General features: G+C 55.3%; 24 protein-coding genes and 1 pseudogene. 18 read left to right on the forward strand and 7 right to left on the reverse strand.

Annotated elements, in window-relative coordinates; genetic code table 11:
- The first annotated feature begins 235 nt into the window (after positions 1 to 235).
- Complete coding sequence (locus BG83_RS28290; protein ID WP_235193165.1) at positions 236 to 661, forward strand: hypothetical protein; 426 nt, start codon at positions 236 to 238, stop codon at positions 659 to 661.
- A 139-nt stretch (positions 662 to 800) separates the two neighbouring features.
- Here the strand turns inward: BG83_RS28290 and BG83_RS0107695 are convergent.
- Positions 801 to 1,187: pseudogene (locus tag BG83_RS0107695) on the reverse strand (DNA-deoxyinosine glycosylase); the annotation flags it as partial.
- A 396-nt stretch (positions 1,188 to 1,583) separates the two neighbouring features.
- On the opposite strand from BG83_RS0107695, the gene BG83_RS0107700 reads away from it, so the two are divergent.
- Positions 1,584 to 2,564 (forward strand): hypothetical protein, encoded by a 981-nt coding sequence (locus BG83_RS0107700; RefSeq protein ID WP_024976167.1) that lies wholly within the window; start codon positions 1,584 to 1,586, stop codon positions 2,562 to 2,564.
- A complete protein-coding gene (locus tag BG83_RS0107705) occupies positions 2,557 to 2,823 on the forward strand; it encodes a hypothetical protein (RefSeq protein WP_024976168.1) in 267 nt (88 codons plus the stop codon). Before BG83_RS0107700 ends, BG83_RS0107705 begins: the two co-directional genes overlap by 8 nt.
- A 116-nt stretch (positions 2,824 to 2,939) precedes the next feature.
- On the opposite strand, the gene BG83_RS0107710 is transcribed toward BG83_RS0107705, so the two are convergent.
- The gene (locus BG83_RS0107710; RefSeq protein WP_024976169.1) at positions 2,940 to 3,602 is read right to left on the reverse strand and encodes a hypothetical protein; all 663 of its coding nucleotides are present in this window, start codon (positions 3,600 to 3,602) and stop codon (positions 2,940 to 2,942) included.
- Between the two features lie 214 nt (positions 3,603 to 3,816).
- Entirely contained in the window at positions 3,817 to 4,161 is a 345-nt protein-coding gene (locus BG83_RS0107715; RefSeq protein ID WP_024976170.1) for a helix-turn-helix domain-containing protein, read from the reverse strand.
- 296 nt (positions 4,162 to 4,457) lie between these two features.
- On the opposite strand from BG83_RS0107715, the gene BG83_RS0107720 reads away from it, so the two are divergent.
- The 10 genes from BG83_RS0107720 (at position 4,458) to BG83_RS0107775 (ending at position 12,220) form a co-directional block, all read left to right on the forward strand.
- Positions 4,458 to 4,796 (forward strand): hypothetical protein, encoded by a 339-nt coding sequence (locus tag BG83_RS0107720; protein WP_024976171.1) that lies wholly within the window; start codon positions 4,458 to 4,460, stop codon positions 4,794 to 4,796.
- 391 nt (positions 4,797 to 5,187) lie between these two features.
- On the forward strand, positions 5,188 to 6,267 hold the full coding sequence (locus BG83_RS0107725) for an FG-GAP repeat domain-containing protein (RefSeq protein ID WP_160169390.1): 1,080 nt from the start codon (positions 5,188 to 5,190) through the stop codon (positions 6,265 to 6,267).
- Between the two features lie 173 nt (positions 6,268 to 6,440).
- The gene (locus BG83_RS0107730; RefSeq protein WP_152543679.1) at positions 6,441 to 6,977 is read left to right on the forward strand and encodes a hypothetical protein; all 537 of its coding nucleotides are present in this window, start codon (positions 6,441 to 6,443) and stop codon (positions 6,975 to 6,977) included.
- 24 nt (positions 6,978 to 7,001) lie between these two features.
- The gene (locus BG83_RS28295; RefSeq protein WP_024976174.1) at positions 7,002 to 7,712 is read left to right on the forward strand and encodes a lysozyme inhibitor LprI family protein; all 711 of its coding nucleotides are present in this window, start codon (positions 7,002 to 7,004) and stop codon (positions 7,710 to 7,712) included.
- Positions 7,713 to 7,791: 79 nt separating this feature from the next.
- Positions 7,792 to 8,232, forward strand: a complete 441-nt coding sequence (locus tag BG83_RS0107740; RefSeq protein WP_024976175.1) for a hypothetical protein — start codon at positions 7,792 to 7,794, stop codon at positions 8,230 to 8,232.
- A 30-nt stretch (positions 8,233 to 8,262) separates the two neighbouring features.
- Positions 8,263 to 8,592, forward strand: a complete 330-nt coding sequence (locus BG83_RS0107745; protein WP_235193166.1) for a hypothetical protein — start codon at positions 8,263 to 8,265, stop codon at positions 8,590 to 8,592.
- Positions 8,582 to 9,313 (forward strand): hypothetical protein, encoded by a 732-nt coding sequence (locus BG83_RS29255; RefSeq protein ID WP_152543680.1) that lies wholly within the window; start codon positions 8,582 to 8,584, stop codon positions 9,311 to 9,313. Before BG83_RS0107745 ends, BG83_RS29255 begins: the two co-directional genes overlap by 11 nt.
- 1,263 nt (positions 9,314 to 10,576) lie before the next feature.
- Positions 10,577 to 10,924, forward strand: coding sequence for a helix-turn-helix domain-containing protein (locus tag BG83_RS0107765; RefSeq protein ID WP_024976177.1), 348 nt, complete (start codon positions 10,577 to 10,579; stop codon positions 10,922 to 10,924).
- A gap of 8 nt (positions 10,925 to 10,932) precedes the next feature.
- Positions 10,933 to 11,787: an ImmA/IrrE family metallo-endopeptidase gene (locus BG83_RS0107770; protein ID WP_024976178.1), complete on the forward strand. Its 855-nt coding sequence runs from the start codon at positions 10,933 to 10,935 to the stop codon at positions 11,785 to 11,787.
- 145 nt (positions 11,788 to 11,932) lie between these two features.
- A complete protein-coding gene (locus BG83_RS0107775; RefSeq protein WP_024976179.1) occupies positions 11,933 to 12,220 on the forward strand; it encodes an H-NS family nucleoid-associated regulatory protein in 288 nt (95 codons plus the stop codon).
- 163 nt (positions 12,221 to 12,383) lie between these two features.
- Here the strand turns inward: BG83_RS0107775 and BG83_RS0107780 are convergent, their stop codons facing one another.
- The 4 genes from BG83_RS0107780 to BG83_RS0107795 form a co-directional block, all read right to left on the reverse strand.
- On the reverse strand, positions 12,384 to 13,457 hold the full coding sequence (locus BG83_RS0107780; RefSeq protein WP_024976180.1) for a hypothetical protein: 1,074 nt from the start codon (positions 13,455 to 13,457) through the stop codon (positions 12,384 to 12,386).
- Positions 13,458 to 13,709: 252 nt separating this feature from the next.
- The gene (locus BG83_RS0107785; protein ID WP_024976181.1) at positions 13,710 to 14,303 is read right to left on the reverse strand and encodes a tyrosine-type recombinase/integrase; all 594 of its coding nucleotides are present in this window, start codon (positions 14,301 to 14,303) and stop codon (positions 13,710 to 13,712) included.
- Positions 14,304 to 14,665: 362 nt separating this feature from the next.
- Positions 14,666 to 16,405: a patatin-like phospholipase family protein gene (locus BG83_RS28600; protein ID WP_080693657.1), complete on the reverse strand. Its 1,740-nt coding sequence runs from the start codon at positions 16,403 to 16,405 to the stop codon at positions 14,666 to 14,668.
- 500 nt (positions 16,406 to 16,905) lie between these two features.
- Positions 16,906 to 17,946, reverse strand: coding sequence for a hypothetical protein (locus tag BG83_RS0107795; RefSeq protein ID WP_024976183.1), 1,041 nt, complete (start codon positions 17,944 to 17,946; stop codon positions 16,906 to 16,908).
- A gap of 464 nt (positions 17,947 to 18,410) precedes the next feature.
- Between BG83_RS0107795 and BG83_RS0107805 the strand changes: the two genes are divergently transcribed.
- The 5 genes from BG83_RS0107805 to BG83_RS0107825 all read left to right on the forward strand — a co-directional run bounded on the left by BG83_RS0107805 (position 18,411) and on the right by BG83_RS0107825 (position 25,339).
- The gene (locus BG83_RS0107805; protein WP_024976184.1) at positions 18,411 to 19,217 is read left to right on the forward strand and encodes a hypothetical protein; all 807 of its coding nucleotides are present in this window, start codon (positions 18,411 to 18,413) and stop codon (positions 19,215 to 19,217) included.
- Positions 19,218 to 19,401: 184 nt separating this feature from the next.
- Complete coding sequence (locus BG83_RS0107810) at positions 19,402 to 20,028, forward strand: H-NS family nucleoid-associated regulatory protein (protein WP_024976185.1); 627 nt, start codon at positions 19,402 to 19,404, stop codon at positions 20,026 to 20,028.
- Between the two features lie 135 nt (positions 20,029 to 20,163).
- On the forward strand, positions 20,164 to 21,402 hold the full coding sequence (locus tag BG83_RS0107815; protein ID WP_024976186.1) for a hypothetical protein: 1,239 nt from the start codon (positions 20,164 to 20,166) through the stop codon (positions 21,400 to 21,402).
- Positions 21,403 to 21,539: 137 nt separating this feature from the next.
- On the forward strand, positions 21,540 to 22,187 hold the full coding sequence (locus BG83_RS0107820) for a hypothetical protein (protein ID WP_152543681.1): 648 nt from the start codon (positions 21,540 to 21,542) through the stop codon (positions 22,185 to 22,187).
- A gap of 254 nt (positions 22,188 to 22,441) precedes the next feature.
- The gene (locus tag BG83_RS0107825; RefSeq protein ID WP_024976188.1) at positions 22,442 to 25,339 is read left to right on the forward strand and encodes a plasmid replication protein, CyRepA1 family; all 2,898 of its coding nucleotides are present in this window, start codon (positions 22,442 to 22,444) and stop codon (positions 25,337 to 25,339) included.
- Positions 25,340 to 25,397: the final 58 nt, after the last annotated feature.

A 25,397-nucleotide genomic window follows, 5' to 3' on the forward strand; every position in this document is an offset into this window, starting at 1 on the left:
CGGCCCCGAAACCCCGGCCGTACGAGCACCGGTACGAATCTTGCCGACCTCCGCAGATCACGCAACGTACGTGGCAGGGATCGTTGAACGCTTCACTGAAGAAACTCCAAGCCAATGCAATGGCATGGTTAAGGCGATTTACTCGAGGTGGGGGGCTTGATCTGTGACCATGCCGACGAAGCGATCTTAGTATCCGGAGAACAAAGGCCTTGCCAGTCGCGCGCCTACGGAGAACATGATGAGTAAGATCGTTGTCTTGACACTCAGCTTCACCTGCGTCGCTCCTGTCGTTGCACTGGCGCAGGAGTACAACTGCTCAGCACAGACGCTCAACGGCGAATACATCTTCGCCGGCCGCGGGTTTATCGAACCAGGCGAACCTGGGGTGCAGCGGGTGCACAGCGGTGTACTGATCTTCGACGGCGCTGGCAATGTTGCAGGTAAGCAATCATCAAGTCGCGGCGGGAAAATCAGCCGAGACAAGCTGCAGGGTACCTATGCACTTGATGCCAATTGCTCCGGAACGGCAACTTTTAGCTCGGTAGCAAAACCTGGCAGCCAAATTCATTGGGATCTGTATGTCACCCGAGGCGGCAAGATGGGACATATGGTTCGCATGGATGACGCAAGCATGGCGGTCCGCACCTTTCAAAAAGAGTAGACCGAACCTACAGCCCTCCCTTGCCCAACGCCGTAGATCGTTGACAGTCAGTCCCGGGGATGGAAACCCGGCGTCGGGCAATGCCAATTCAAGACGTATCGCACTTAACAACAATCACGATTTATTGGCACCGCCAACATCAGTCAGCTTTACCGAGCCATGACTCCAACTCCCGCCAAGCATACAGTTTCTCCGCATACGGCATCGTATGCGCCGGACTGCTGGAGGGGAGCCGGACGATCCGATAACTACCGCCATGCGAGCCGAGCGCTTTCAAGCCGATGCGCTCTGCAGTCCCGCCGTTGAAGGCGATCACCGCCAGGTTTGGCAACGAGGCAACCAAGCTGGAGAGGTCGTTGCCAGCATGGTCGCGAATCTTGCTGTCGAGACTGCCTTCTCGCTTGGCCTCGGCCACCACATCCCACAAGCCGATGCGATGCGCTAGCAGCGCCTTCAAGCGCGCGGCGTATTCCATGCCCGGCAGGTCCTGGCCGATCACCTCGCCGGCCAAGCGCCAGAACTGGTTGGAATTTTGGTCAATTTGACACCTTAGCCTTAGGCTGGCCACCAGCTATTTCGTGAGCCCCCGGGATAGTTGCCGGATCACGCGCACCAACATCTCGCCCTTTCCGGCTCGCTACACGCGATAAATCGTCATCAGACTGGCCGGCCCTTGACCAACGGACATGCATTGTTTAGATTGCGACGCATGGCACACGCCTCCTCCTCGCTCGCAGTAGATGTTCGGCCACGAGATATGCTGCGGGGGAAAACATTGGCAACTAGTCGTACGGATAACGCTCCGCTTCAACCAGCGGGGTAGGCTGCCGACCGCATCGGCAGTGATTTGCTCATTCCCTTAACCGACCGGGCATGAGTGTGTGGTGGCCGAGCACTTGAAGCCTGGACAAGGATTGCGCAAATGTCCGAACTCAACACGTATTCGCTCACGCTGCTGGGCGTCAAGCACAACGTCTCCAGAATTTTCTTCAACACGCGAGAAGATTTCACTGAAGACGACCGCTCCGGTAAGTCCGATTCGAGCCGTCGACGCCCCGCCCTCATCCCTACCACGCCGCTAGCAGTCGCCGCACTGTCTCAAGAAGACATTCTCGATCGGGCCAGCCAAGCCACCATCAAGAACCATCTTCGCATCGAGAGCCTGCGGGTTTCCGACACGGAAACCATAGGGGACTTTCTGTCGAAAGCGCTGATGCTGGACACGAACCGCGCAGTTCGCTCCGGTACAAAATACGACAACTACGCGAAACAGCGCTTCGGCAAGTCGTACTCGCAATTCGTGGACGAGCTGCGAAGGGATGTCGTCAAGCGTTTCCACGAGGCCTTTGACAAGCTTGAGTATGTCCCGCCCATGTTAAGCAACTGGCCACCTCATTCGCGCGACATCGTCAACGAATACGAAGTCGCCGCACCGCCGGATGTGATCGATGAACTCGCCGATCTCGCCAGCCAGGGACACATCCATTCGCAGTACCTAGTCGCCCTGCTACGCAGCTTCACGGAGCGCAAGCTGACGCGGGAGAGCGTGAATCTATTGCTTGAAGCCCACGAAAACAAGCATCCGCAGGCGCTTGACGCCCTAGCCCGATATCTGCTCGTCGGGCAGGACTATACGGCTGCCCTGCAGTGCGCACTGATCTCGCTGGAAGGACGGTACCCGCACGCAAAGTACACGATCCAACTGTTCGAGCGATCGGTGGCAGGCAAGGTGATCGTGATGCCAAGGGGCGTGATACCGGCGCTCAAAGTCGTCCTCGAATCGGAGCTCGACGGCAAATTCCAGTCGCTCGCACGCAAGCACTGTCCAGAGTGGTTTCCTTCGGAAGAGGAACTGATGCGCAGTTTCTTCCAACGTCATCTCGGCGGTACCGACCATGTGTGAGCGCCGAGACGATCTGAATGAGTGCGATACCGACGCACACTGCCTGGAATGCGGACGCGTGAGCGGTGCAAAGGACTACGAAGACGTCGATGACGAATTCGATCCAGATCATCCGATGTGCCCCGATTGCCAGCTCGCAAAGAGACTCAGCAACGCCCGCTGCGAATATTGCGACGATCCGGCCGAATACGAAACCGAAGTCGGATACCTTTGCTGCGACCATCACTCGGACTACGTCGACGGTTTCATCCGGGAATGATTGCACGGCAGGCTGCCTCCCAAGGGCAGCCTGCCGGCAAACGCCTTGACGTACCGTCCACCACGAACCGATTAGTCTTAGCCAAGGCCTCCGGTTTCTGCACGTATCAGTCCGTCTTACTCTTCTTCGATTCGCTTGATAGCCTGATGATGCTTCGCAATCGAAGTGCCGGTCGCTAACCCCACAAGCGAGGCGTATTTTTCGCCCGTTGCTGAATCAGACAGAATTTCAAGCAAATCGCTCTCTTTCAGCTCTAGTGTGCGTTCAGCCCATTTCGTCATCGCGTCGGGATAGCGACTTCCATACTGGAGTCCCTCACCTTGAACTTCTCGGGCAATTGACTGCAGCTTCTTGAACGAACGCAGCCCAGCCTCTCGCTGCGATTCCAGCTCGGGGGAAACGTGCCTACTCCAGTCAAAGCTTTCGCGTACTGCAGGCGCGACGGTCTTCAAAGAAGCCTGGTAACTCTCATAATTTCGAATCACTGTACCTGCCGGCAATAGCCCTAAGACATACGCGTCCAATATCGCAGTAGCGTGTTTCGAAGCCGTTGCAGTTGCCTCGGCCTCCAGCAAGACGATTCGTTGTTGCTTGGCTGAATTGGCACCATCAACAGCGCCCCATAGAGCCAATACAACGAGCACGGCCTGACCCAAATGATGAATGCGCAACGCGCGTTTCACCTCTGACGTCTTCGGCTCCAGCTTCCGATCCTTGTAGAGAGAAGCTGACAGCGCAAAAAGAGATGCTGTAGCAACTATGTATGGAAGCAAAATCATCAGTCAGATTCGTCAGGTGAAAGACGACTAATCGGCAAAGAACCGCTGAGACCTTAGAGACAGCATCATTCGATGCAACGCAAACACGTCTCCATTCGAGCGTTCTTCGCTTCGCTGACAGCGGGTCTCTGAGGCTTGACGATCCACAGGAATATGCGTCGATGCTCTTTGAATTTTGATCAATTTGACACCTTGACCGCAGGCAGCCTGCCCGCTACTTCGAGAGCCCGCCGACGAGTTGCCGGATCACACCCATCAGCATCTCGCGCTTCTCGTCCGGCAAGCCTTCCAGCAATTCCAGGATCTTCCGGGCTTGGTCTACCTCCCGGTTTGAAGCATCAGTCAGCAGCTCTTCTATGCCGCAGCCGAAGATCTCGGCCAACTCGGCGAGCCGGACGATGGACGGTACGGCAACGCCTGTCTCCATGCGGGAAACTGCCTCGCGACTAATACCAAGCACTTCGGCCACCTTCTCTTGAGACAGTCCGGCCGCAGCGCGCCTTGCGGCAATCGCCTGCCCTACTGCCCTCACCAACGCCGTCTTCTTACGTTCGTCCATCTGTGACCTCATACGCACGGTCGTAATGGTCGACTCGGTGAGGCCAGAATCACATGAACTACAAAATCACGTTGTGACGTTAAAGATTACAATGTGACGCCGATATATCTACAAGCCAGTAACGAATGCATCGGCTCGGTGCAGGTAGCAGTCAGAACCCTGCGAGTCGGGTGGCGTAAACGAGTTCCCAGCGAAGCGCCATAACCATTTGATTCTTCGAGAAAAAGTGGTGTACGAGCCCCAAAACGCTGGATAGTATTCAACTGTCGATTTGACAAACTTGATCGGAGAATACTATGAGCACGAAGCCCGAAACGAAGCCGTCCACCACCCCGGCCAACGCACCGGAAGCCACCGAGAAGCCGAAGGCCAAGCCGGCCCGGAACAACGTCGCCAGCGAGCCGCCCGAGAAATTCCGCGCGACCTTGCAGGAACTGGAAGCCGAACGCACCGCGTTGGCGAAGGCAGCTATCGAGAACATGAAGCCCGGCAAGCCGTTCGATCCGGCAGTGGTCCGGCAGATCAACAAAGTCGAAACGCGCAAGAACCGGCTGATCGTCTCGCGCTTCGCATCCCTTCTGCGGAAAGGCTCGCCGGAAATCCAGACCATCGTTCACCAGCTTGTCGAACTCTGAGCGGCATGTCCTGGCTCCATTCGACTGATCACCGATTCGGCTTCGCTGTGCTCCGGCATGGCGAAGTGAATACCTAGATTGCGTCCACGCAATTCCAACTAACAACAAGCCACAAGGGGTAGAGATGAAATTGAAGTTGGCAGGAGCAATTGCCATTGGGATCAGCGCGCTTGTGCTATCGGCATGCGGTGGCGGCGGAGACAGCGGCACAACATCACCCGCACCGACTGTGACCATGTCCTTCGATCAGCCGAAGGTAACCGCCGGTCAGAGCGCGAAACTCACGTGGTCTGCGACAAACGCAACGTCATGCACGGCGTCTGGTGCGTGGTCCGGTACGCAACCGACTTCTGGCACTTCGACTCAGACTGCATCGACACCCGGTCAGTCCGTGTTCACACTGACATGCACCGGCCCTGGTGGCTCTGTCCAACAATCGGCCACGATGATGGTGCCGCTGCCGGTTCAGAAGACGTCATATCTGAACAAGGTCACTGCCGCTGCCGCCATCGGTCCACAGTCTCTGCCCGCTGAAGTCATGTACGGCAATGCCGTCGCGTTCGCTGACTTCTTCCAAGAGGGCACATACTCGATGGTGACGCATTCGCTCGAATACAACTCCAGCGATCCGACGACGGCCAATAAATTCGGTCACATCCATTTCTGGAAGAGCGTCAACGGCCAATGGGTCGATCACACCGCCGACCTTCTCGCCAGCAACGCGGGTTGCCTGCATCCGCGCAAGGCAGTAGTGGCGGATTTCAATGGCGATGGCAAACCGGATGTCTTCTTCGCCTGCCACGGCTTCGATGCAAGCCCGTTCCCGGGTGAACAACCGCACTACCTGCTCAGTCAGGCTGACGGCACCTATAAGAACGTAATCGCACCGACGACTTGCTTCTGCCACAGCGCGTCCGCTGCGGACTTCAGTGGCAATGGTTATGCCGATGTCGTTGTGGTGGACAACGTTGTCCACGGCAAGCCGTACTTTCTCATCAACGACAAGAATGGCTCGTTCGCAGAAGACCTGACGCGCCTGCAGAACACGATTCCGTCCCACGCCCCAATCTTCACTGCCGAGTTCATCGACTTCGGCCGTGGTCAATACGACACGTTCCTGGGTGGTGACGAGCTATCCGGCGGCTGGATTCCGACCATCGTGCAGAACGATGGAACCGAGCACTTTGCCACGACCAAGACATTGGCTACCGATGCCAATTTCACGAACACGCTTGATGTCCTGTTCGTGAACGGTCAGGTGTACCTGAACCGTGTTCATGAGAACAGCACTGGCCCGCTGTATGGCTTCAGCGAGATCCAGAAGGTGGACTACAACACCAACGCCGCGAGCCAGATCTACACGAACACGACGTACTTCTCGAACGGCTCGTCCTGGCTGAACTGGATCATTCCATACCAAGGCAAGATCGATTCGCTCAACTCTGACTACGGCGTGTCTGTGCCGCAGTAATCAACGCACGGCGGGAACAACACACTGATTTCATCGCTATAGAGAGATGAAGAATGTGTTGTTCCCGCTTGCATAGCCCAGCGAATCAGCCTGCAACGATATCCACCACGGCCTTGCGTCGAGGTTGACCGAAACCTATGTCCAAAATCTTTCACCTGCTGTTCGCGCTCGTCATGAGCGGCTTCATCGTCGGCATGCTCAAGCCCGCATGGATCATGCGCAAGAGCGCGACGCCGAGTCGCAAGAAGATCGCACAAATTGCTTTGCCTGTGCTCGTTGTGACGGCCATGCTCGCCAACGTCACCCGTACCCCCGAAGAAGTCGCCCATGATCAGCAGATTGCCGAGGAAAAGGCGGCTGCCAAGCGTGAGAAGAAGGCAGCAGAAAACATCAAGCCGCCATTTCCGAACGACGTTGCAAACAAGCTCTGTTCCACCGTCGCCACCTATGTTTCCGGCATTCTCGGCTCGCGGCTACACGGCGAATCGGTCGATGTCGAGAAGTACGCCGCCCGGATTGTTTCGGAAGACCTCGCCGGATTGCCTGCGCAGTATCGGCCCTATCAGCAAAAGCTGTTGATCCACTTCGGCACTGGCATGGAACACGATCCGAACCCTGCCGAGACGATGCAGAAGTACACGGCCAATCCAACGGGATTTCTAGCAGCACTGATGAGCGCTTGCACAAGGCAGTTGAGCGGTGCTCAGTGAATATCAACCCCATCCAACACGATCATGAAAAGCAAGTACACCATCCTCTTCGGCACAGCACTGCTCATGCTTGGCGGTGCTGCCTTCGCCGCCCCCAGCTTCGATTGTTCGAAGGCGTCGTCCAAGGTCGAAAAACTGATCTGCTCCGATAAGAACCTATCGGACACGGACGCGATGCTTGCCGAAGACTACAAAGCATTGCTTGCCACCACGGATGACAAGGGCGTGAGGCAGCGTCAGCTCACGTGGCTGAAGACTGTCCGCAATGCATGTAACGACGTGGCCTGCCTTCAGAAGGCCTACGACGCGCGCGGCGATGAATTGATGCGCGAACGAGCACGCTCGAAGGGCGACGAAAAAGCGTTGCTGGCAGAGGCCGATGCGAAGGCTGTGCCTATGTCGACGAAGAGTGCTGGTATCCCGTCGCAATTCCAAGGCACATGGGGTGACGATGCACGGGCATGCAGCCAACTCAAGGGTGGTCTGGACACCGACAAGCTCGTTCGCGTCAAGTCCAACGAGATCGTCGGCTATGGCTTCACCTGCAAACTGCAAACCGGAACGCTCAACGGCTCGGTCTTCGACGGCAAGTTCTCCTGCGGCGATGAGGGCGGCAACTACAACGTCGGCTACATCCTCGGATCGTCTGGCCAACGGCAATTGCAGTTGAGTACCGTGAGCAAGGGAAAGAAGTCGCCTGCCACCAACATGACGCTTTGCACGGCGAGCCGCTAACTGCCATCGGGAACAACACAATCTCTATCTCTTTATAGTGATGAGATCGGTGTGTTGTTCCCGTCATCGAAGACGAAACATGCCCGATGACCTGTTGTCGATCACGATTGATTCGCCCGACGGCGCTGATGGCATGTTGATCTTCGATGCCACACCTGTCCGGTCGCAAAACCCATGGAAGCCTCGTGCCACGACCATGCTTGAAACGCTTCTGAGCATGTCCCACGATCTGGAGCACGGCGCTTACGTCATCACCGAGAACGAGGATGGATGGTTTCAGCGTGCAGGCTTCCCCGCCGAACGTTTGATCTCCCGACAAGCCGCTAGCCGTTCGCTGCGTGGCACTCGCCTATCGAGCCGGCTTCCGCCAGCCAACAGCGATCCGATGGACATCCATATGAAACGACGACGATTGCGATTCGAAGCCTGGTGGCTTCAAGTCGAACGACCCGTCATTGTCGATCTGACCACACGGCACCGAGAACCAGGGCACCCCGCCCTGGTTTTTTTTCGTCCATAGAACACGCACCAATCCACTCTGGAAATCGCAATGCCCACCAATGACAAAGAACCGATGCAGACCGCCATCATCATTCCGATGAAGCCGAAGCCACCGCTGTTCCCGCTCGGACAGATCGTCGCAACGCGCGGCGTACTGACGCACCTCGAACGCGAAGGCATTACGGCCGACGGCTACTTGAATCGTCATGTGCGAGGCGATTGGGGTGATGTGCCGCCGGAAGACACCGAAATGAACCGATACGCGATCCTAGTCGGCGCACGCATCATGTCTTCGTATCAGATTGCCGGCGAGCGCGTTTGGATCATCACGGAAGCAAATCGCAGCGTCACCACGTTGCTGTTTCCGAGTGAGTATTGATGCCATGATGACGCCCACGAGAACGCCGGAACGAATTGCAGACCTTCTGCAACAGATCCAGCACGGCATTAGCACACGCGACAACATAGCGTCGGCTGCGTTACATCAATCCGTGTCCCTTCTGAAAGCCGCGCTCCCCTTCCAGTTGCCGATACCGATTCTCACAGGGCACGTGCCGCCTACGGCAATCGGGCTTGAAGATTCACATGAGCCGTATGCCGGGATCCTCGTGCGCTGGTATAGCGAACTCGCGTCGCGTCCTACCCACAGCATTAATGTCGTGGCCGATGTCATCGTCGTGATTCGCGGAGCCGTCGATGCTTGGCTCTGGAATCTTCCCGATGGAGAGCATTCAACCTCACAGCCGCTTCGAAAGCGAAAGCACGCCGTCTCCGATTTGACCGACGCCACCATGACCAACTGGTTGTCGGCAATCACGCTGGAGCAACTGTCTGCACTGGCAACTCGATGGGATAGCAGTGGTCGTGCGAACAACAAACCCGGCGTTCTAGAAGAACTTGGCCTGACGGCGCGATCCATGCTGGACCTACCTGATGCAGAACTACGCAGGCTGAAGTTACTGGAACGATTCGAAGCGGAAGAGAGAGAACGTAGCGCCGAACTCTGGCGATTCCTACAGGCAGATGACATCGGCAGGAAAATTGAACGTCTCACCGCTGAAGCTGCCGCCGCGTTCGTTGCAACACACGGGAAACCGTAACGGCACGCGCATCCTCTCGTCGTATCAGATTGCCGGTGAACGTGTATGGATCATCACGGAAGCCGATCAAAGCGTCACGACGTTGCTGTTTACAAGCGAGTATTGACCTGATCGCCGCGAAACCTAGTCCACGGGTCGGTCTGACCTATCGGAGAATAGCCCCAAGATCTGGTACCCGGTCGCGACAACGCAAGAAGGCCAGAATCGAAGCCGGCGGACACCGCAATCCGCCCTGCATGTCTGCGGTGAAAATCAACGCTTCCCGAATCTGATTGCGGGCAAGATCCGCGTCACTGCAACATTCTCCATAAAGCCGAGATGTGCCGCAGCCGCAATATTCGCCTACACGCAATTCGAGAATCCGCTCGTAGGCATGACGTACTGCTTGATGCCCCGGCCATCGACCGAAAGCCCTTAGGTGAAGATGCCGGACCGCCCACAACGTGTATAAATCAAGCAACACAACAAGCGGGTCCGTGACAGCCCAGGTGCCGTCCGTTGGCTCAAATGCGCAGATTGACCCGTCAGGGAAATTGGTATGACGAGGGCCAATCCATTCGTACCCAATCGCCTGAGTCCCCAGAAACCCCAACCTCGAACCAAAGTGTCGGCGAACCGTATTGCCACGATGAAGACGGCTTTGTGAGAAAACCCCGGCAGCAGCGAACTCTCGACGATGAGCCACATGCCATCGTCATCGAGCCAGTGCCGCACACCGGGGTAAGCCTGCTGCACTGCCTTTAGCTCGTTCGCAAACTTGCTGCGAAGCTCTGAGACGACGAGCGATGTGGCGGGACGTGGCGCCCCGGATCCGGCGTATGACCATGCTCCGAATGATGGCCGTGGTCGGTCGGATGCCCATGCTTGTGGTCGTGATCGTGCTTCGGTTCTTGCTTTTCCTGGTTTGACATGATTCAACTCCGCGCCCAGGGTTCGAGGAGAAATGGCGGGATTGCTGGGCACTACAATCCCCCCATTTTTTACAACCGGGAACAGCGATGCATCCAACTGCTCACCGATTCGACGTAACTCAAACAGCACATCGTCCCGCATAACGTTTCTCCTTGGCCGGAGGTCTGTAACCGCACCGGCATGGAGCGTCGCTGGCTCGACTCCAACTCCTACCGAATGACTGAGCAACTCGAAAGGGGCTCGCCCTCCCGAGTCCTTCGTGCTACACTGAACTTGTCGACTTCGGCAAGTTCGACTTTACTGTAGCGGCAGTTTCCGTTTGTGTCAACATAGACTTTACGTTTTCGACAAATGCAAGATTCCAGCCGCAAGCTGTTCGCACAGCGTTTGCGCCACGTGCGAGAAGATGTTCGCAAGCTCACCCAGGCAGACCTCGGCCGCTTGTGCAATTTGCCCGCAACTTCGATTTCCCATTTCGAGAAGGAAGATGGGACGCGGAAGCCCTCTTTCGACAACCTCCGAGCCTTGGCAAAGGCCCTCGATGTCACCACCGACTACCTGCTAGGTAGAACCGATGACATGCTCGGGAACACGCTGCTTGACGAGAAGCTGTATCGTGACGTGAAATCTTTGAGTGAGGCCGACAGACAGATCGCTGAAAACCTCATCAAACAACTGGCAGCACTCAAACGCTCATAGGAGCCGACGTGATTGAGCGAAAGCTACGGGATGCCGAGCAGGTTGCTGAAAAGATTGTGCGCGACGAAGGCCTTACTCTGCCGATCGATGTGCTATCACTTGCGGCGAGCAGAGGCATCCACGTAGTTGCCAAGCCTGCCAGTGCGCAAGGCGTGTCGGGCATGCTCATTCGATCTGGCGAGCAATTCGCTATCGCATATGCCACGCACATTAGGAGCGAGGGATTCCAGCGCTTTAGCATTGCACACGAGCTTGGTCACTACTTCCTCGACGGACACCCCGAAGCCGTATTCCGGGGCGGCGATATCCATGAGTCTAGAGCCGGCTTTGACTCGCCCGACCAGTACGAGTTGGAGGCGGACCACTTTGCTGCGGGCCTCCTGATGCCGAGTCACCTTTTTGATGTCGCCGCAGGTCGATATTCCGATGGTCTGGAAGCGGTTAAAGGCCTAACAGGCGACTGCAAGACTTCGTTGACCGCATCCGCCATCCGATACGCGCAACTGACCGAGGCCGCAGTTGCGATCATCGTAAGTCATGGGTCGACAGTCGACTACTGTTTTGCATCGGAATCCATGCGCCGGGTGAAGGGGTATCGCCACTTGAAAAAGGGTGCCGTCCTTCCTCGGCAATCGTTAACGCGCGAATTCAACCAAGATCGTAAAAACATCGAATCCGCGAGCGAAAGCGACGACAGCACAGAATTGAATTTCTGGTTCCATACAGACGACGAAATTGATGCGTCAGAGGAAGTGATCGGGTTGGGGGATTACGGGAAGACGCTGACGGTCATAACAGCCGACGTCCCCGACAACGGGGAACATACTGAGCGCGACTGGCAAGCACCGCGTTTTAAGTATTGAAGTGTCCTGCGCCCCATAAAGAGCTAGACGTACCCGGCCACCACACCCGCACATACACCGATGGAACGATGGTTACAATATCTTCGATGAGGACTCATCGTGTTCAGCTATGATCCGATCTTCAAAACACCGATGAGGATTAGACATGGCGACGTACAAGGAACTGTTGGCTCAAAAGGCAAAGCTGGAAGAGCAACTTGAAGGCGCTCGCGTCAAAGAGCTTGAAGCGGTGATCCAGCAGGTCCGTCAGATCGTTGAAGAGTACGGTCTGACCGCAGAAGACATCGGCTTCGCGTCGAAGCGTGGCAGTGCGAGCAAGAAGAAAACTGTCGCGCCGAAGTACCAAGACCCGAAAACCGGAGCCACCTGGACCGGTCGTGGTCGTGCTCCAGCATGGATCGGCAAGAACCGTGACAAGTTCTTGATTGCTTAGTTTGCGGGGCTGTGTAGCATGGCCCACTGCCTCGGGCCAGGCCATGCTCGTAGTTACGATATGCGAGCCAAACATTGGTTCACAGAAGTAGTGCCCGAGAAACTGAAGGCGGACTCTCAGCAACGGAGTTAAGCATCGCCTATTTTAGGCCGCTGAACCTACTTCAGGCATCAAAAAATTCCTCCATAATCTGGAAGGAGAGTTGGACTTGGGTTTGCTCTGGGGCGAGCTGCGGTGCAATTTCTTCATCGAACAGCTTCTTCGTATTCTTCAACTCTCCATCAGTATAGATCAAGCACATAACGGAGTGTTCTTTGAAGTAAGCGCGATGCTTCTTCATCTCCTTCGCAAAGTTGTCCGCAGCCATCTCGTTAATTTTCTTCTGAGTCAGCCCTCCAATTTTTGAGAGGTACCCATGCGTAGACCATGGCGACAGCTCGAATCCAATCTTATCTAGCGTGTAAGGATTGACAACGAGAAAATCCAGGCGGTAGACATGCTTCTTCTCAAGTCCAGCGTATCTGAATTCTGGAATCAAGAGTGGAACCGAGCTTGGATCAGCTTGCTTTCGCACGTAGTCGCAGTAGTGATCGGCGATTTCATACTCATACTTGGACCCCGAATTTCTGACCAAAGTGTCTTGAAAGAATAGTAGATATTGATCAACATCACTAAACTTGAAGATTTTATCCTTACCTGGTATTACAAGGCCTGTCGTCATTACATGACCGATCGTCCAGTACGCTTTTTTGAATGACCTTATTTCGCTCTTATCGTTCTCCCATCGACCGTTTTTGAATCGCGGACTTACAAGAAGACCATAGTTCGCGTTCTCTTGTCCGATCCACAACTCCGCCTCTTCCACTTCTGGACGACTCTTCGATAGCTCATCGAAGTGCTTGAGATAAGATCGCTTCAAAAACAGTACCGTGTACTCCCGAAATTTCTTGAATTTCTTGAGGCGCTTCCAGATCCAAAGATGCGCATCAACTCCATCTTCGAGCGCACTGCGCTTCAGGCCATCCAGCCACCGAGAAACGAATTCCTCCTGGCTATGTATTACGTCATTTTTTAGATCAAAGAACTCATCGTTCTTGCTTCCGATAGTCGCATTCAACGACTGCTCGCCTTCAAGGCCGATCTCGTCGAGAACGTCCGGAAGCAGATCCCGCAGCTTCAGTTTGATTGAAGCAATCATCCTGTTTCGTGCCGTCTTGTTGGGGTCTCGCTTGGCCAAGGTATCTCCTTTGAGGCTAACGCCGAAAATGTGCCGGTGACTGGTGAAAGGCGAAGCCGTGGAGCGCCGCGGGGTGCCCAGGGCGGTCGGCCTACTAGACTGCATTTGCATTATGAGGCCCATTTTCCGCCCTGGGAGTAACGAACCTCGACCATCAACGCGCCAACTGTCCGCACGAACACCCGCACCGTGCGGGGCAGACAGCCAGCCTCCACCTGTTCATCAACACAGAACTAACCCGGATATAGACATTCATAGCAAGTCAGCACTGATCAGCTTCAATCGCACCGGATTGTCTTCGACATACTGCGCCGTCATGGCAATCGACGCATGGCCCATCAGAGTCGACACCGCCTTAATGTCTACACCCTTTTCGATCAGCGTAGTGGCAAACGTGCGCCGGCCCGAATGACTCGACGCACCGTGAAATCGTGCTTGCGCATACAGCCGATGGAAGAGCTGTTGCATCGTGTTCGGTGAGAACGCATCACCCTTCTGAGAACGGAACAGCGGCGCATCGTAGTTGAACAGGATTCCATCCTGTTCCTGCCGCTCATCGAGATAGTCGCGGATAGCATCGGCAACGCGTTGATTCGTCAAGAACACATGTCGTTGCTTCCGGCCCTTGGTCATCGAACCGTCGAGGTTGATCTCTTCCAGCAGTGAGCCATCCGATCCAAGCACATGCTTGATCGTGAGCGCTGACATCTCTTTCGCACGCAGGCCGAGGCCAAACGAACAGTAGAGCAGCGCGACATTGCGCTTCGCGTGCGCGTATTTCTTCGCAGTGTTGATGGTACGCTTGAACTCGGCTTCGGATAAAACCTTCGCCTTCCCTTCCCTCATCCGGCACCTCGGAATGTTTATAAATTGTTCGCCTGCAGAACTTTCTAAACATTCTATCCAGCCCGTTGGGCTTCGGACACTGCCGGGATGGCTCAGGGTATCGAAATGTTTACTAAATGTATTTAGTAAATGTTCCGTGGGCGGTCAGGTGGGATTGGGGACAGGTCAGAAGGCCAGCCGCCCAGGACGCCGCCAGGGCATTCATCCCGCCTCGGTCGATATGTCACCAGCCACCGCGAACACCCACGCCCTGGCGACGCCGGAGGAAGAATGCTCGTCGAAGCCGAAGACCTTTGTATCAGGAGCCCTCGGACACCTTCCGCAACGATTGCCCGAAAGGTGTGACGATGCTATGGCTAAGGTTACTCGACACAATCCACCCAAGACGCCATCGGGCTACGCCAGTCGGGTGGATGGATTGAATATGATGGCGTATAGATCGCATCGTTATGCGAATTTCCGTTTTCTTCCTTCAATGCGGCGGTAATGTTCTGGGCCAACTCAACACGGTGATGCTCCATCAACCAAGCACTCAAGCGGCCGAGAGAATCAGTATCATCCATCACCAATACCCGCGCCGCCTCAAATAGTGAATTCTGCAGGCGCTTACCACTGCAGCCACCGGGACCATTCAGCTTGAGTTTGTAGTTAGTTTCAATTGCATTGACAAAATGGTCCAACCTGATCAAATCCTTGTCCCGCGAGGATTCATTGCGATATTGATCAACACTATGCTCATAGTAGAATGCTTCTCTTCTGCGCCTGCCGCCCTTCTCGGTGAGGTCGAGCAGTCGATCCAAGGCCACATGCCAAACAGCGCAATTCGCGTTTTCCACACGGACGCCACCATCCCCAAGATACTCGTGAACTTCGCGAAGACTTCGCCCACGTGTTGCAGCGTATCCGTTACCTAAAAATTTGTAGTTTCGCAGCGGAATTGAAACATCCGGGTTGAATCTGTGAGGGTGATCTTCTGCGATTTGAATACCTAACCTTTCTAGTTGATCATCTCGCCTTCGATCCAGAAGCAAATCAAATGCACGCGACAATGATGGGCTAACAATATAGTCCATCAACCCGTCCCTGTTGTCTGCCTTACTGCCTCGCGAGTCGCCTTGATCGGCTACGTGGGCGTCCACCAAAATCAGTAGGCAAGACATGGATTGACTCCCCATTACCGCTTCAGAGTATGCGCGAACCAAGGCATCCACCCCAAGATTGTCTGATGCACCACCATCAGAAACATGCAGAAATTCCGAGCCTGGCAGTTTATATACCGTCTTGCCTGCGTTGAAGTTCTTCAATGCTAGTGGCTCAAAAAGCCCCGGATATGCGCCAGATGCCGCCACGGCGTCAGCGATGCGCAACCGACTTAGGTCTGACCCCATTTCACGGAACGCTCTCTCTGTAAATGTAAATCCTTGCAGATTATCATTTGGCGAGTTAAGCCCACGCGTTGTCAGTTCCTGACTACTGGAGACACGGTTTGTCAGCGAACCATTGATATACAGGAACGGCCGTCCGGGCCCAATCTTCCCCAGATCTCCATAGGTTGCGCCGTGAAAGATTTCCTCATCGAAGACATCTGCCAGAGTTCTAGTGGCGTTTCGACTAGTTGCAACACTAGATATAAGATTCACCGGATATAGCGAGTGAATCATCCATGACGACAAGAAATCAGTCCTGAAATGATCGGCCAGCGAATTGAATTCCTCGTTATTCTCCGGTGGCTTCATACTGATCGCAGCAGCGGCAAGCGATCCACCCGAGACCGAAGATATCGCCGTTACTCTGTCGTAGATTCCAAGATTCATCAGCTGCGCAGCAACACCCAGACCGAAATTCGCAGCGCGTGCGCCGCCACCTGAAATTGCCACTCCGATAAACATCGGATGAAAACATGGGTCATCCTTCAGAGCAATTACACAAGCTTGCATAGAAGGAAACCGCGCACGAGGCACAGGCACCGCTTCATCATTAACTTGCGAGTTAATATGAGCATTTCCTTCGTAACGAGGAAGAATTCCACACGCGGAGAGGATCACTATCCACGACAAGACGAATACACGAATCAAATTTTCAATGATTGACTTATGCTGCATTCTCGTTGCAACTCTATCTTTAGAGTACGTACCTAGTTCTTCGGGTAAATTTTCTACGCGAACACATTGCTGCTCGGAAGAGTTTTCTTTCGCAAGCCCACGCGAGCATCAATCGCTTAATCTGTTTGATTTCAAGTCAGCTGCGCGAACGGATAACCACTACAAACGGCACTTACCAAAGAACGTTTACCCCTCGTTGGTTGGGAGCAGCGGCAAGTGTTCTGGCATCGTCCACACGCATAGCACTTCTAGATCATGCCTTCCAACAATTCGCTAGCTTGCAGAAAATGCGACGTAGCATTTCTTAACATCCTCGGCTTTACTGTTCTTGAATAGGGCTTTGGCCCGACTGACAGGTGACTATAGCCGCCAACCCAGGCCGCCCCTACCGGACCTGACGGGAACACTACCACTCCATCTCTCTATAGTGATGAGGTCGATGTGCTGTTCCCGCTGGCGTCGCCAATCGTCCTCGCGCGCCAACGTTAGAAGCTCCGTTACTACGAACTCGGCGTGTGTCGCAGCGCGAGAAGCGCGTTACCGCGAATTCTCTTAAGCCGAGCATGCACCAGCTCTTGAGCACTCTCCCTGGAAGGCGCGCGCTCCCCTTCAGCGCTTGCTCTGACGAACTCGACAACAAGGGAAATCAACCGTGCTGCAAGCAATTCAGCTTGCAGTACCTTTTCATTACCAAGACCAGCGATCAGTGCCGTTCCAACAGCCACCGGCATGAGATCGAAACCGCAAGACCATTTCTTCAGTCTCGGCTGGTCGATTGTAGGTTTCGATACATCCGCCGCCAGGAACTGGGCAAGCTCGAAGAAGTTGCTCACTCCACGAGACGACATGACTCTCCCGAGCCAATGTCCGATTGGGTGCTTCGACGGCACTGCTAGATCAATGATTCGGTCTAGAGCGCCCTCATGATCCAGCTTGCACAGAAGGAAGTACAGACTAGCGCAAACCAACAGCACCGACAGCAGGCGCTCGGCAAATTCATACTCGGGCTTCTGCATGCGAAGCGATGCTTTAGAGGACCACCAAACATCCACGTCCGCTATCAAGTTCGCGCCGCAACCCTTGCAGGCAACAACACGGGAAACGATTAGCGCGTGAATAACGAATGGCAAGCTCTCGACGAGTTCAAATGGGGCAAGAAGGTCAGGCAGCAATGGGCCACTCTCGTTCCCGTGCGCCAGACTGACAAGCTGATCGGCGCTAAGACCAAGCGCCTGCGCGAGAACATTGACCGTAGTCGGTGAAGGCGTGTGCTTCCGCCGCACAAGGTTCTCTAGATTCTTGAACTGCGATCCGACCTGGGCACGAAGCATAGCCAGATGGGTGGGATAGTCAGTCGAGACTCGCACCAAGAAGTCAGAACGCGGAACCCCTGGCACGTTGGGCTCAAGGCCCAATGCCGTCGGGAACAACTGCATCTTCCGTCTAAGCGTTAACGGCCAGAACGGCACCCGCAGCTCGTTGAAAGTAAGTTCGCCAAGCTTGCGATTGAGTATCGACGTAGGCAGCTTCAGGTTTTCCATGTTACGGAACTCGCCACATCCCCATCTGGAGCAAGATTCTCATGTGGAGCGAGGCTTCGCGCAACCACTTCCAACCTTAAAGGAGAACATCGAAATGAGCGCAAATACGCAACAGCAAGGCGGCGGCTGGCCGAGCAAGCAAACCAACATGCCGTCTGGCGGTGATCGCTGGAACAATCCGCCCAAGAGCAAATAGTCTGGACCGCCCAGGCTGCCGTTAGGGACAAAATTCGAAGCCTGCCGATATGTAGCTATTGCCCTCGGACCAGGCTATCTCTGGTGGCTCGATGGGAACAACACCCACTCCATCTCTCTATAGTGATGAGGTCGGCGTGTTGTTCCCGCTCCTCGTTGATCATCTCCACACCCCACCTCAGAAGGCCGCGGGCCACGCGAGCCAATAGAATACCGGGGCCGCTGCGTTGCCATTGTCAGCACGCAGCCATCTGAAACCCACCGGACCCATGACCTCGCCCACCGCTACGCCAGACGACTCGGACAGCAAGTTTGATCTCTCCACCCTGCCTGACGAAGTGATACACATGCTTCTCGTCACGGAATGGCTCAAATGCTTTCGGACGAATCCTGACTTCAAGGCATATTGTGAGGCGAAGCGGACAGCCGATGCGGGAACGTGTGCCGCATTGGAGGCAACCCACGCACGAATCGCGGAACTCTACGAAGACTGGGGCGACATCCATGTCCTGTCCTCGTTGCAAGAGGAAGGCGTCTTCATGGACTGGTTTGCAGAGAAGCAGCATCTGTTCACCTTGCCGAAAGCAACAGTAGCCGATCCTATCGAATGGCTGGCGGAGCCGGAAGGCACTACATTGGTTGTCATCCCGAACGGACTCAGGAAGGAACAGCTTCTGCAAGTGCTCACCGACTTCGTGTCAAACCACCCCGAGTTACTTGGTGATGGCCCGAAGTACGAAATCACACCGGTCAAGGGTGAACGCCAAGTAGACACGCTGAAAAGACTCCATCGAGCACGCACGGTGTATCTCGCGCTGGCCATCGGGAAACTAGGCGCTGTCAAAAATGCATCAGCCCAGGCGGCCAAGTCCATCCTCAGAACCGAGGGAGCGAACCGAGTATTGCGCTTCAACTGGTTCGTCCACGGAGAGGTGAATAAGAAGCTGCTTGAACAAGACAAGCTGCCCGCCGATGAACTGAAGGACTACACACGCACCATCGGCAATCTCGACAAGTTCTATCGGGCGTGCATTGACAGCACGATTCGCGGCGTCTTCCCTGCCACGACGAAGTAGCAAGCCCACCTGCCATAGACAAGAGCCCAGAGATCGAAAGGTCTCTGGGCTTTTCCTTTTCTACGGCTACCACAAGACCCTCACTTCCGCAAGTGAAGGGCACTGATCCCTGCTCTTCGCCATCTGTTCGGCCTCGCGGAATCAGTATTCGTCCTGCCGATTCACTAACACACAGGAGGACGAAATGGCACTGAATGAAATCACCCAAGAATTCGATGAGATCGCCCAGAAGCGCGCCGCGCTGGAAGCGGAACTGAACAGCCTGACGAAGCATGAGGAAGAAGCCAAGGCACACATGCATGCCAATGTGGTTTCGCAAGTGCAGGGGTTGGTCGACTACTTCCAGATCGCCCGTGACGAACTGACTTTCACTGCGCCGCTCAAGCTTGTTCCCCGCTTCCTCAACCCCGAGACCGCCGACACATGGCATGGCTTCGGCAAGCGTCCTGACTGGATCAACGACGACAACATCGACGAGTACCGCATCAAGCCGCAGAAGAAGGGCAAGAAGACCAGCACGAAATCGAGCACTAAGAAGGCCCAGCAAGCGAAGTCGAAGACGACGCAGCCTGTGACCGAACAGGTCGAGGCCGACAACGCGGCGGCAACCGGGGCGGACATCAGCACCAACGCACCATCGGAAGCCACATCGCCTACCGCAATCATCGCCGCGCCGGAAAGCACTGCCGCTGTCAGCGAACTCACCCAGCGCCCCGTCGGCACGACGGCTGCCCAACCCACCGTCGCTCACGGCTTCTCCCTGATGGCCGGTGGCGTCCAGAGCTATCTGGCAGCAGTGAAGGCCAGCTAACGCAGCGAATCGCTCCCCGCACGGGAACAACACGTTGATCTCAACACTATAGAGAGAAAGAAAGTGTGTTGTTCCCGTCCGCGACGAATGAAGCAGGAAGCCTTACCCAAAACCAACCTTTAAAGGAGAAAGATCATGACGATCAATACGACAAACATTGCACAAGATCTGGCAGACCGCGATGCATTCGCACAGAATTTCATCAAAGTTGCGCAGCAGAACGGCATTGACCATTCGCTGACCTACGACAAAGACAAGTTCGCCATCGATGTGGGCGTTTCGTCCGGGCACCTGACGCAGAATCTGTGGAACGTCTACACGGAATACCGCGCCTCTCGTGGCAGCAATCGCAAGCGCATCCTGACCAACTATGTTCTCGGCCTCAAGGGAACACTGAAAATTCAGGAGTTGCCGAACCTGCCGTTCAGTGACGTTCGCAAAGCGTTGCGCCCGCAGGTTCGCTCCAAGAGCCTCACGGACAACGAACGCTACGAATTCAAGGGCGAAGACCTCAGCCAATTCGAGCCGACGCCTCGCCAGCCGTTCAGCACCGACGCGAATATCCTGCTTGCCTACGATGAGGGCGGAACCATCATGCATGTCGGGCAATCGATGCTGGACTCGTGGGGCGTTTCCTTCTCCGAAGCACTCGACATCGCGTTGAAGAATCTGGCCGCCATCTCTCGCCCGCGATTCAAGGAGATCAAGTCGGGGCTCTTCACTGGCGAATGGAACGACTACTACGACGATTCGCGCTTGCTTCTGCCCAAGCTGTTTTCCGAGTACCGTCACTTTGACGATCCGGTGATCATGATTCCCACGAGCGGACGCATCTTCATCGCGGACAAGGCAAAGCGCCGCGCCCAGCTTGACATGCTCTACTTCGTTGGCAAGGAGTTTGAGACCTCCATGAAGGTCGTCTCGACCCAGATGTATCACTTCGTTGATGGCAAGCCGACCGAGTACGCGCCGGAGGATGACCAAGTCTTGCGCAAGCTGAATGAAATCCGCAAGCCGCTGCTTCAAAAGTACGCCCAGCAGCAGAAAAAGGTTGTCGAAAAGCATCTCATCGGGACAGACAACCGGGCCTACTTCTATTCCCTCCAACTTGCTCGCAAGGAAGACCGCCCGACCGCAAGCGTGAGCATCTGGTCCGCCGATATGGAATGCATCTTCCCAGAGGCCGACTTCATCGTCGTATCCAAGGCGACGAAAACCGACGACGGTTATCTCGTGCACCACGACCCGGTCCTGCCTTGGAACGATGTGATCGAGAAGTACGGGCATCTGCTGCAAAAGCTTGATGGTTTCCCGAACCTCTATCGGGCCGCACCTTTCGTGGATGCCAACACGGTGTTAGCCGAGGCTGCCTAACCGCAGGGGACAGGCGGGAACAACACACCAATCTCAACACTATAGAGAGATAGGAATTGTGTTGTTCCCGTTCGCCGGGGCAAAGCCATTAGGCAGGAAGTTGCCACATCAAATTTCGAAATCAATAAGGAAGAATCATGGAATGCACGAACACTGAAGTGCAGGCAAATCAATGTGCTGAGGCTATTGATGCCTCTGACACATCGGCCACCACTCCCCTCACCACAGACAGTCTGCACACTCCCATGGCGGCGGGCGGTGATGATGAACCTGACCCGTGCCCTGCCTGCGGCGCGCGGGTCATGCATCAGAGCCATGAACAAAGGATGGACGACTGGCTCGGCATCGGCGAGACGGAGCACTGCTCCTTGTGTGGAGCGGACTACGAGCACTCAGCACCTTCGTGCAAAAAGCCTTTGTCCGAATGGACAATTCCAAGGCTGCTGGAGACTGCGCGCACGGTCGATCGTGCCTATGACGTATCTATCGGCAAGCGGATGACGCAGGAGCAGGTGGACCAAAACCGAGAATACTTCAAACGTCTGGTTACGGCCCTCGCTGCGGCGAACCCCCATCACATCGAGCACCGCGTGGAGAAATTCGCGGCCAAGGAGCGCTGGCTCGCATTGCGTATCGAGGCCGCGGGGTTGTACGACGAACTGCGCGGAACGCCGGGCGCTGGCCGGATGTTCCTCAAGTACGTTTCGGGTGACTACAGCGCGGATGAGCTTGCCGAGGTGATCGCCGACCTCAAACAAGAACTTGCGGAGGCCAAAGCTGCATAGCGCATGCCCCGGGAACAACACCCAACCTACATCACTATAGAGAGATGGAGATTGTGTTGTTCCCGTTGCCCGAAGACCGATAAATACCCTTAAACGCAAGAGCAACCTGCCCAGCATCACCGCTTCGCGTCGTTACCTCCTACATCAATGATGCCGTGGGTTGCACCTTGCTTCAGTCGTCTTGGTAACACGACTCAAACAGCGAAGCGGAATCCACCCCAGAGATTCCGCGCACATAACAAAAAAGGAATCTCATGCAACTCAAACGACCAATTGCCGTCAATCGGCATTTCATCGACAAGCTCGACAACAACGACTCGGAACAGAAGCGCATTCTCACTCACGAGTTTGAGAACCTAGAGCTGACGCCTGACGAACTGGTTGCCTTCATCAATGATGGCTATCCCTTCTGCGCTCAGCATAAAGGTGGAAGGAAAGAACCGAACTTCATCTGCTCCGGCTATCTGGCCGTTGACATCGACGATGGCGTGACTGTCAGCGAGGCATTGGACAATCCATATGTCCGGCAATACGCATCCTTCCTCTACACCACACCGTCTCACACGCCGGAGAAGCATCGTTTCCGGCTCGGCTTTCAACTGGAACACCCCATCACCGATGCTCAGAAGATGCGAGCGGCATATATTGGAGCCATTCGTCTCTTTGGTGGCGATGGCTCCTGTAAAGACGCATGCCGTCTCTTCTTCGGTAGCAAGGGGAGCAATCCCATCGTCCTCGGCAACATCCTGCCAACTGCCGAACTCGACAAGCTGATCATGTTAGGCAGCGAAGTCCGCGTGAACGATTCCAATGGTGACCCCGAGGGCAAGACGACATGGGCGCCTGTTGGCAATCGCTCCAAAATCTCCCTCGATAGAGATCAGCTCGTCCGGCTGAAGAATGGCGGCATGGCTGCACTGCAAGAGCTGAATGCGCGCACTCCGATTCACTGCCCTGTTCACTTGGATCGCAATCCCAGTGCCATGGTGACCATCAACAGGGACGGCAAGCGTGGTGTGTTTTGCAGCAGGTGCGTGAACACTTTCTGGCCAGAAGACCCGGCCCGTGCACGGCATTCCCATCATGACTTCAATCGGATCGCTGACGCGGTGCGTCAACTGGCACATGAGGAATTCCCGTACCACCACGATGACCTGTACAACGTCGATGACGCGGACAACCTGATCGAGCCGACGCCGGAAGATATCTCTGACTGGCAAAGCCTGCTTGCCGGCCGCGTTCACGTCGTGCATCACGACAAGTTCCTGCCGGACCGGTCACTTCAACCCGGCGTGGCCTTCGTCCGCAGCCGGAAAGGGTCCGGCAAGAGCGAGCAACTGAAGCTCATTAGCCGCCAGTGTAAAGAACGCGGTCAATCCATGGTGCTGTTCGGGCACCGGCAATTGTTGCTTCTCGACTTGGCCAATCGCCTTGACCTGACTCCGTACATCAAATCCGAGGACGGCAAGGTGAAGAACAATCACCCCACTGACCGCTACGCCATCTGCGTGGACAGCATGTGGAAGCTTCTGAAACCCCATATTCACAAGTACGACGTAGTGATCGTCGATGAGGCCGAACAGGTATTCAGTCACATCGCGGCGGCTGACACGCTTGGTCCGAAGCGCCGTCACTGTTACGAACTGCTCTGCTATTACTTGCGCTATGCCAAATCAGTCGTCCTGTGTGACGCCGATCTCGGCACGATCACCGTGGAAGCCATGAAGCAAGTCATCGAGGATGAGACGTCCTATCGCTTCTACCTCAACGACTATCGCCCGACAGAGAAGCAATATGACCTCTACGCGGACGAAAACCATCTGGTCACTGACATGCTGACGGCAATCGGCAACGGTGGGCGGCACTACGTGGCGACAAATTCGAAGCGCAAGGCGGAGAAGCTTCATGCCGCGATCACCTCTACATACCCCGACAAGAAGGCCATGCTGGTCACGGCTCAACGCGACCCCGAGGCGTCCATACAATACTTCGTCGACAACATCAAGACGGAAATCCTGAACTACGACGTGGTCATTGCTTCGCCGACCCTGGGCACTGGCATCGACATTACCTTCGACAACGAGACGCAGGAGATCGATACCGTGTTCGGCTTCTTCGTGTCGCGGGTCAACACGCACTTCGACATGGACCAGCAGTTGGCTCGTGTCCGCCACCCCAAGGCCGTGAAGGTCTGGGTGACACCCGAACGGTTCAATTTCGAAACCGATCCGTCTGCCATCGAAGCCGAACTGATCCTGTGTCGCAACCTGAATGACATGATCACGGGTTACAAGCGCGACGGCACCCCCGAGCTCGATGAGTTCTTCCTGAAGGTCTATTCGCACGTGGCTGCAACTCAGCGCGCTTCGAAGAACGCCTTGCGCCATCACTTCATACAGTTGCGCAAGCAAAATGGCTGGACGACAAATGTGATCGAGCGCTCGATTGATGCATCGAAGGAAGGTGCGACACAGATGAAAGAAGCAACGGCGCTGATCGAAGGCAACCGGATCGACGGCATTTGCAACGCGACGCCCGTCAGTGCTGAGGAATATCGAGAACTGGCCAACTTCGAGAAGATAAAGTCCATCGCGCCTGTCGATGCTCACTCTATGCGGCACTACGAGTTGACATCGTTCTACTGCAAGCCAGTGGATGCCGATCTGGTCAAGCTGGATGACCATGGGAAGTTTCGTGATCGCATCCGGCTGGCCGAGGTGTATTTCTCTCCGATGTGGTCAGCCGTCAGCCGCAGCCGCCGCTTCGATGACGAGAGTGTTCTCGCTCCCGACGCAGCGATGCTGCCCCTGAAACGCGACTTGCTGCAAAGGCTTCTCACCTCGGCAGGATTGGCCGACAAAACCAACGCAATCAAATGCGATGTTTCTCTCAAACAGGCGGACCTGAAGCGCTTCGCAGAGGCCTACCGAAACAATGCAACGACCATGGAGCAGATGTTTGGGTTGGCACCTCGTGGTGACTTGGATCGGAACCCGATGCAGAGTTTGACACCAGTTCTCAAGCTGATCGGTTTGTCGACGAAGAAATCGGCGAACTACAAAGTCGAGAAAGGCCGTGTGCGTGAATATCAGGTCGATCCGGCCTCCGTGGCGCTCGTCAAGGAGATCATCGAACGCCGGGCCTCCCGCTGAGACCGATGGGAACAACACACCTCTCTTCTCTCTATAGTGACGAGATCAGTGTGTTGTT

It is taken from the genome of Ralstonia pickettii (assembly GCF_000607165.1).
In the GTDB taxonomy this organism is placed as follows: Bacteria; Pseudomonadota; Gammaproteobacteria; order Burkholderiales; family Burkholderiaceae; genus Ralstonia; species Ralstonia holmesii.

Excerpts from the sequence above, each read along its gene's own strand:
- BG83_RS0107745 (WP_235193166.1), top strand. The coding sequence starts at position 8,263 with ATGCCCACCAATGACAAAGAACCGATGCAGACCGCCATCATCATTCCG.
- BG83_RS0107710 (WP_024976169.1), bottom strand. The coding sequence starts at position 3,602 with ATGATTTTGCTTCCATACATAGTTGCTACAGCATCTCTTTTTGCGCTG.
- BG83_RS0107805 (WP_024976184.1), top strand. The coding sequence starts at position 18,411 with ATGACCTCGCCCACCGCTACGCCAGACGACTCGGACAGCAAGTTTGAT.
- BG83_RS0107705 (WP_024976168.1), top strand. The coding sequence starts at position 2,557 with ATGTGTGAGCGCCGAGACGATCTGAATGAGTGCGATACCGACGCACAC.
- BG83_RS0107785 (WP_024976181.1), bottom strand. The coding sequence starts at position 14,303 with ATGAGGGAAGGGAAGGCGAAGGTTTTATCCGAAGCCGAGTTCAAGCGT.
- BG83_RS0107775 (WP_024976179.1), top strand. The coding sequence starts at position 11,933 with ATGGCGACGTACAAGGAACTGTTGGCTCAAAAGGCAAAGCTGGAAGAG.
- BG83_RS0107720 (WP_024976171.1), top strand. The coding sequence starts at position 4,458 with ATGAGCACGAAGCCCGAAACGAAGCCGTCCACCACCCCGGCCAACGCA.
- BG83_RS0107740 (WP_024976175.1), top strand. The coding sequence starts at position 7,792 with ATGCCCGATGACCTGTTGTCGATCACGATTGATTCGCCCGACGGCGCT.
- BG83_RS0107820 (WP_152543681.1), top strand. The coding sequence starts at position 21,540 with ATGGAATGCACGAACACTGAAGTGCAGGCAAATCAATGTGCTGAGGCT.
- BG83_RS0107700 (WP_024976167.1), top strand. The coding sequence starts at position 1,584 with ATGTCCGAACTCAACACGTATTCGCTCACGCTGCTGGGCGTCAAGCAC.
- BG83_RS0107810 (WP_024976185.1), top strand. The coding sequence starts at position 19,402 with ATGGCACTGAATGAAATCACCCAAGAATTCGATGAGATCGCCCAGAAG.
- BG83_RS28295 (WP_024976174.1), top strand. The coding sequence starts at position 7,002 with ATGAAAAGCAAGTACACCATCCTCTTCGGCACAGCACTGCTCATGCTT.
- BG83_RS0107795 (WP_024976183.1), bottom strand. The coding sequence starts at position 17,946 with ATGGAAAACCTGAAGCTGCCTACGTCGATACTCAATCGCAAGCTTGGC.
- BG83_RS0107715 (WP_024976170.1), bottom strand. The coding sequence starts at position 4,161 with ATGGACGAACGTAAGAAGACGGCGTTGGTGAGGGCAGTAGGGCAGGCG.
- BG83_RS28600 (WP_080693657.1), bottom strand. The coding sequence starts at position 16,405 with ATGCAGCATAAGTCAATCATTGAAAATTTGATTCGTGTATTCGTCTTG.
- BG83_RS0107730 (WP_152543679.1), top strand. The coding sequence starts at position 6,441 with ATGAGCGGCTTCATCGTCGGCATGCTCAAGCCCGCATGGATCATGCGC.
- BG83_RS0107765 (WP_024976177.1), top strand. The coding sequence starts at position 10,577 with ATGCAAGATTCCAGCCGCAAGCTGTTCGCACAGCGTTTGCGCCACGTG.
- BG83_RS28290 (WP_235193165.1), top strand. The coding sequence starts at position 236 with ATGATGAGTAAGATCGTTGTCTTGACACTCAGCTTCACCTGCGTCGCT.
- BG83_RS0107825 (WP_024976188.1), top strand. The coding sequence starts at position 22,442 with ATGCAACTCAAACGACCAATTGCCGTCAATCGGCATTTCATCGACAAG.
- BG83_RS0107815 (WP_024976186.1), top strand. The coding sequence starts at position 20,164 with ATGACGATCAATACGACAAACATTGCACAAGATCTGGCAGACCGCGAT.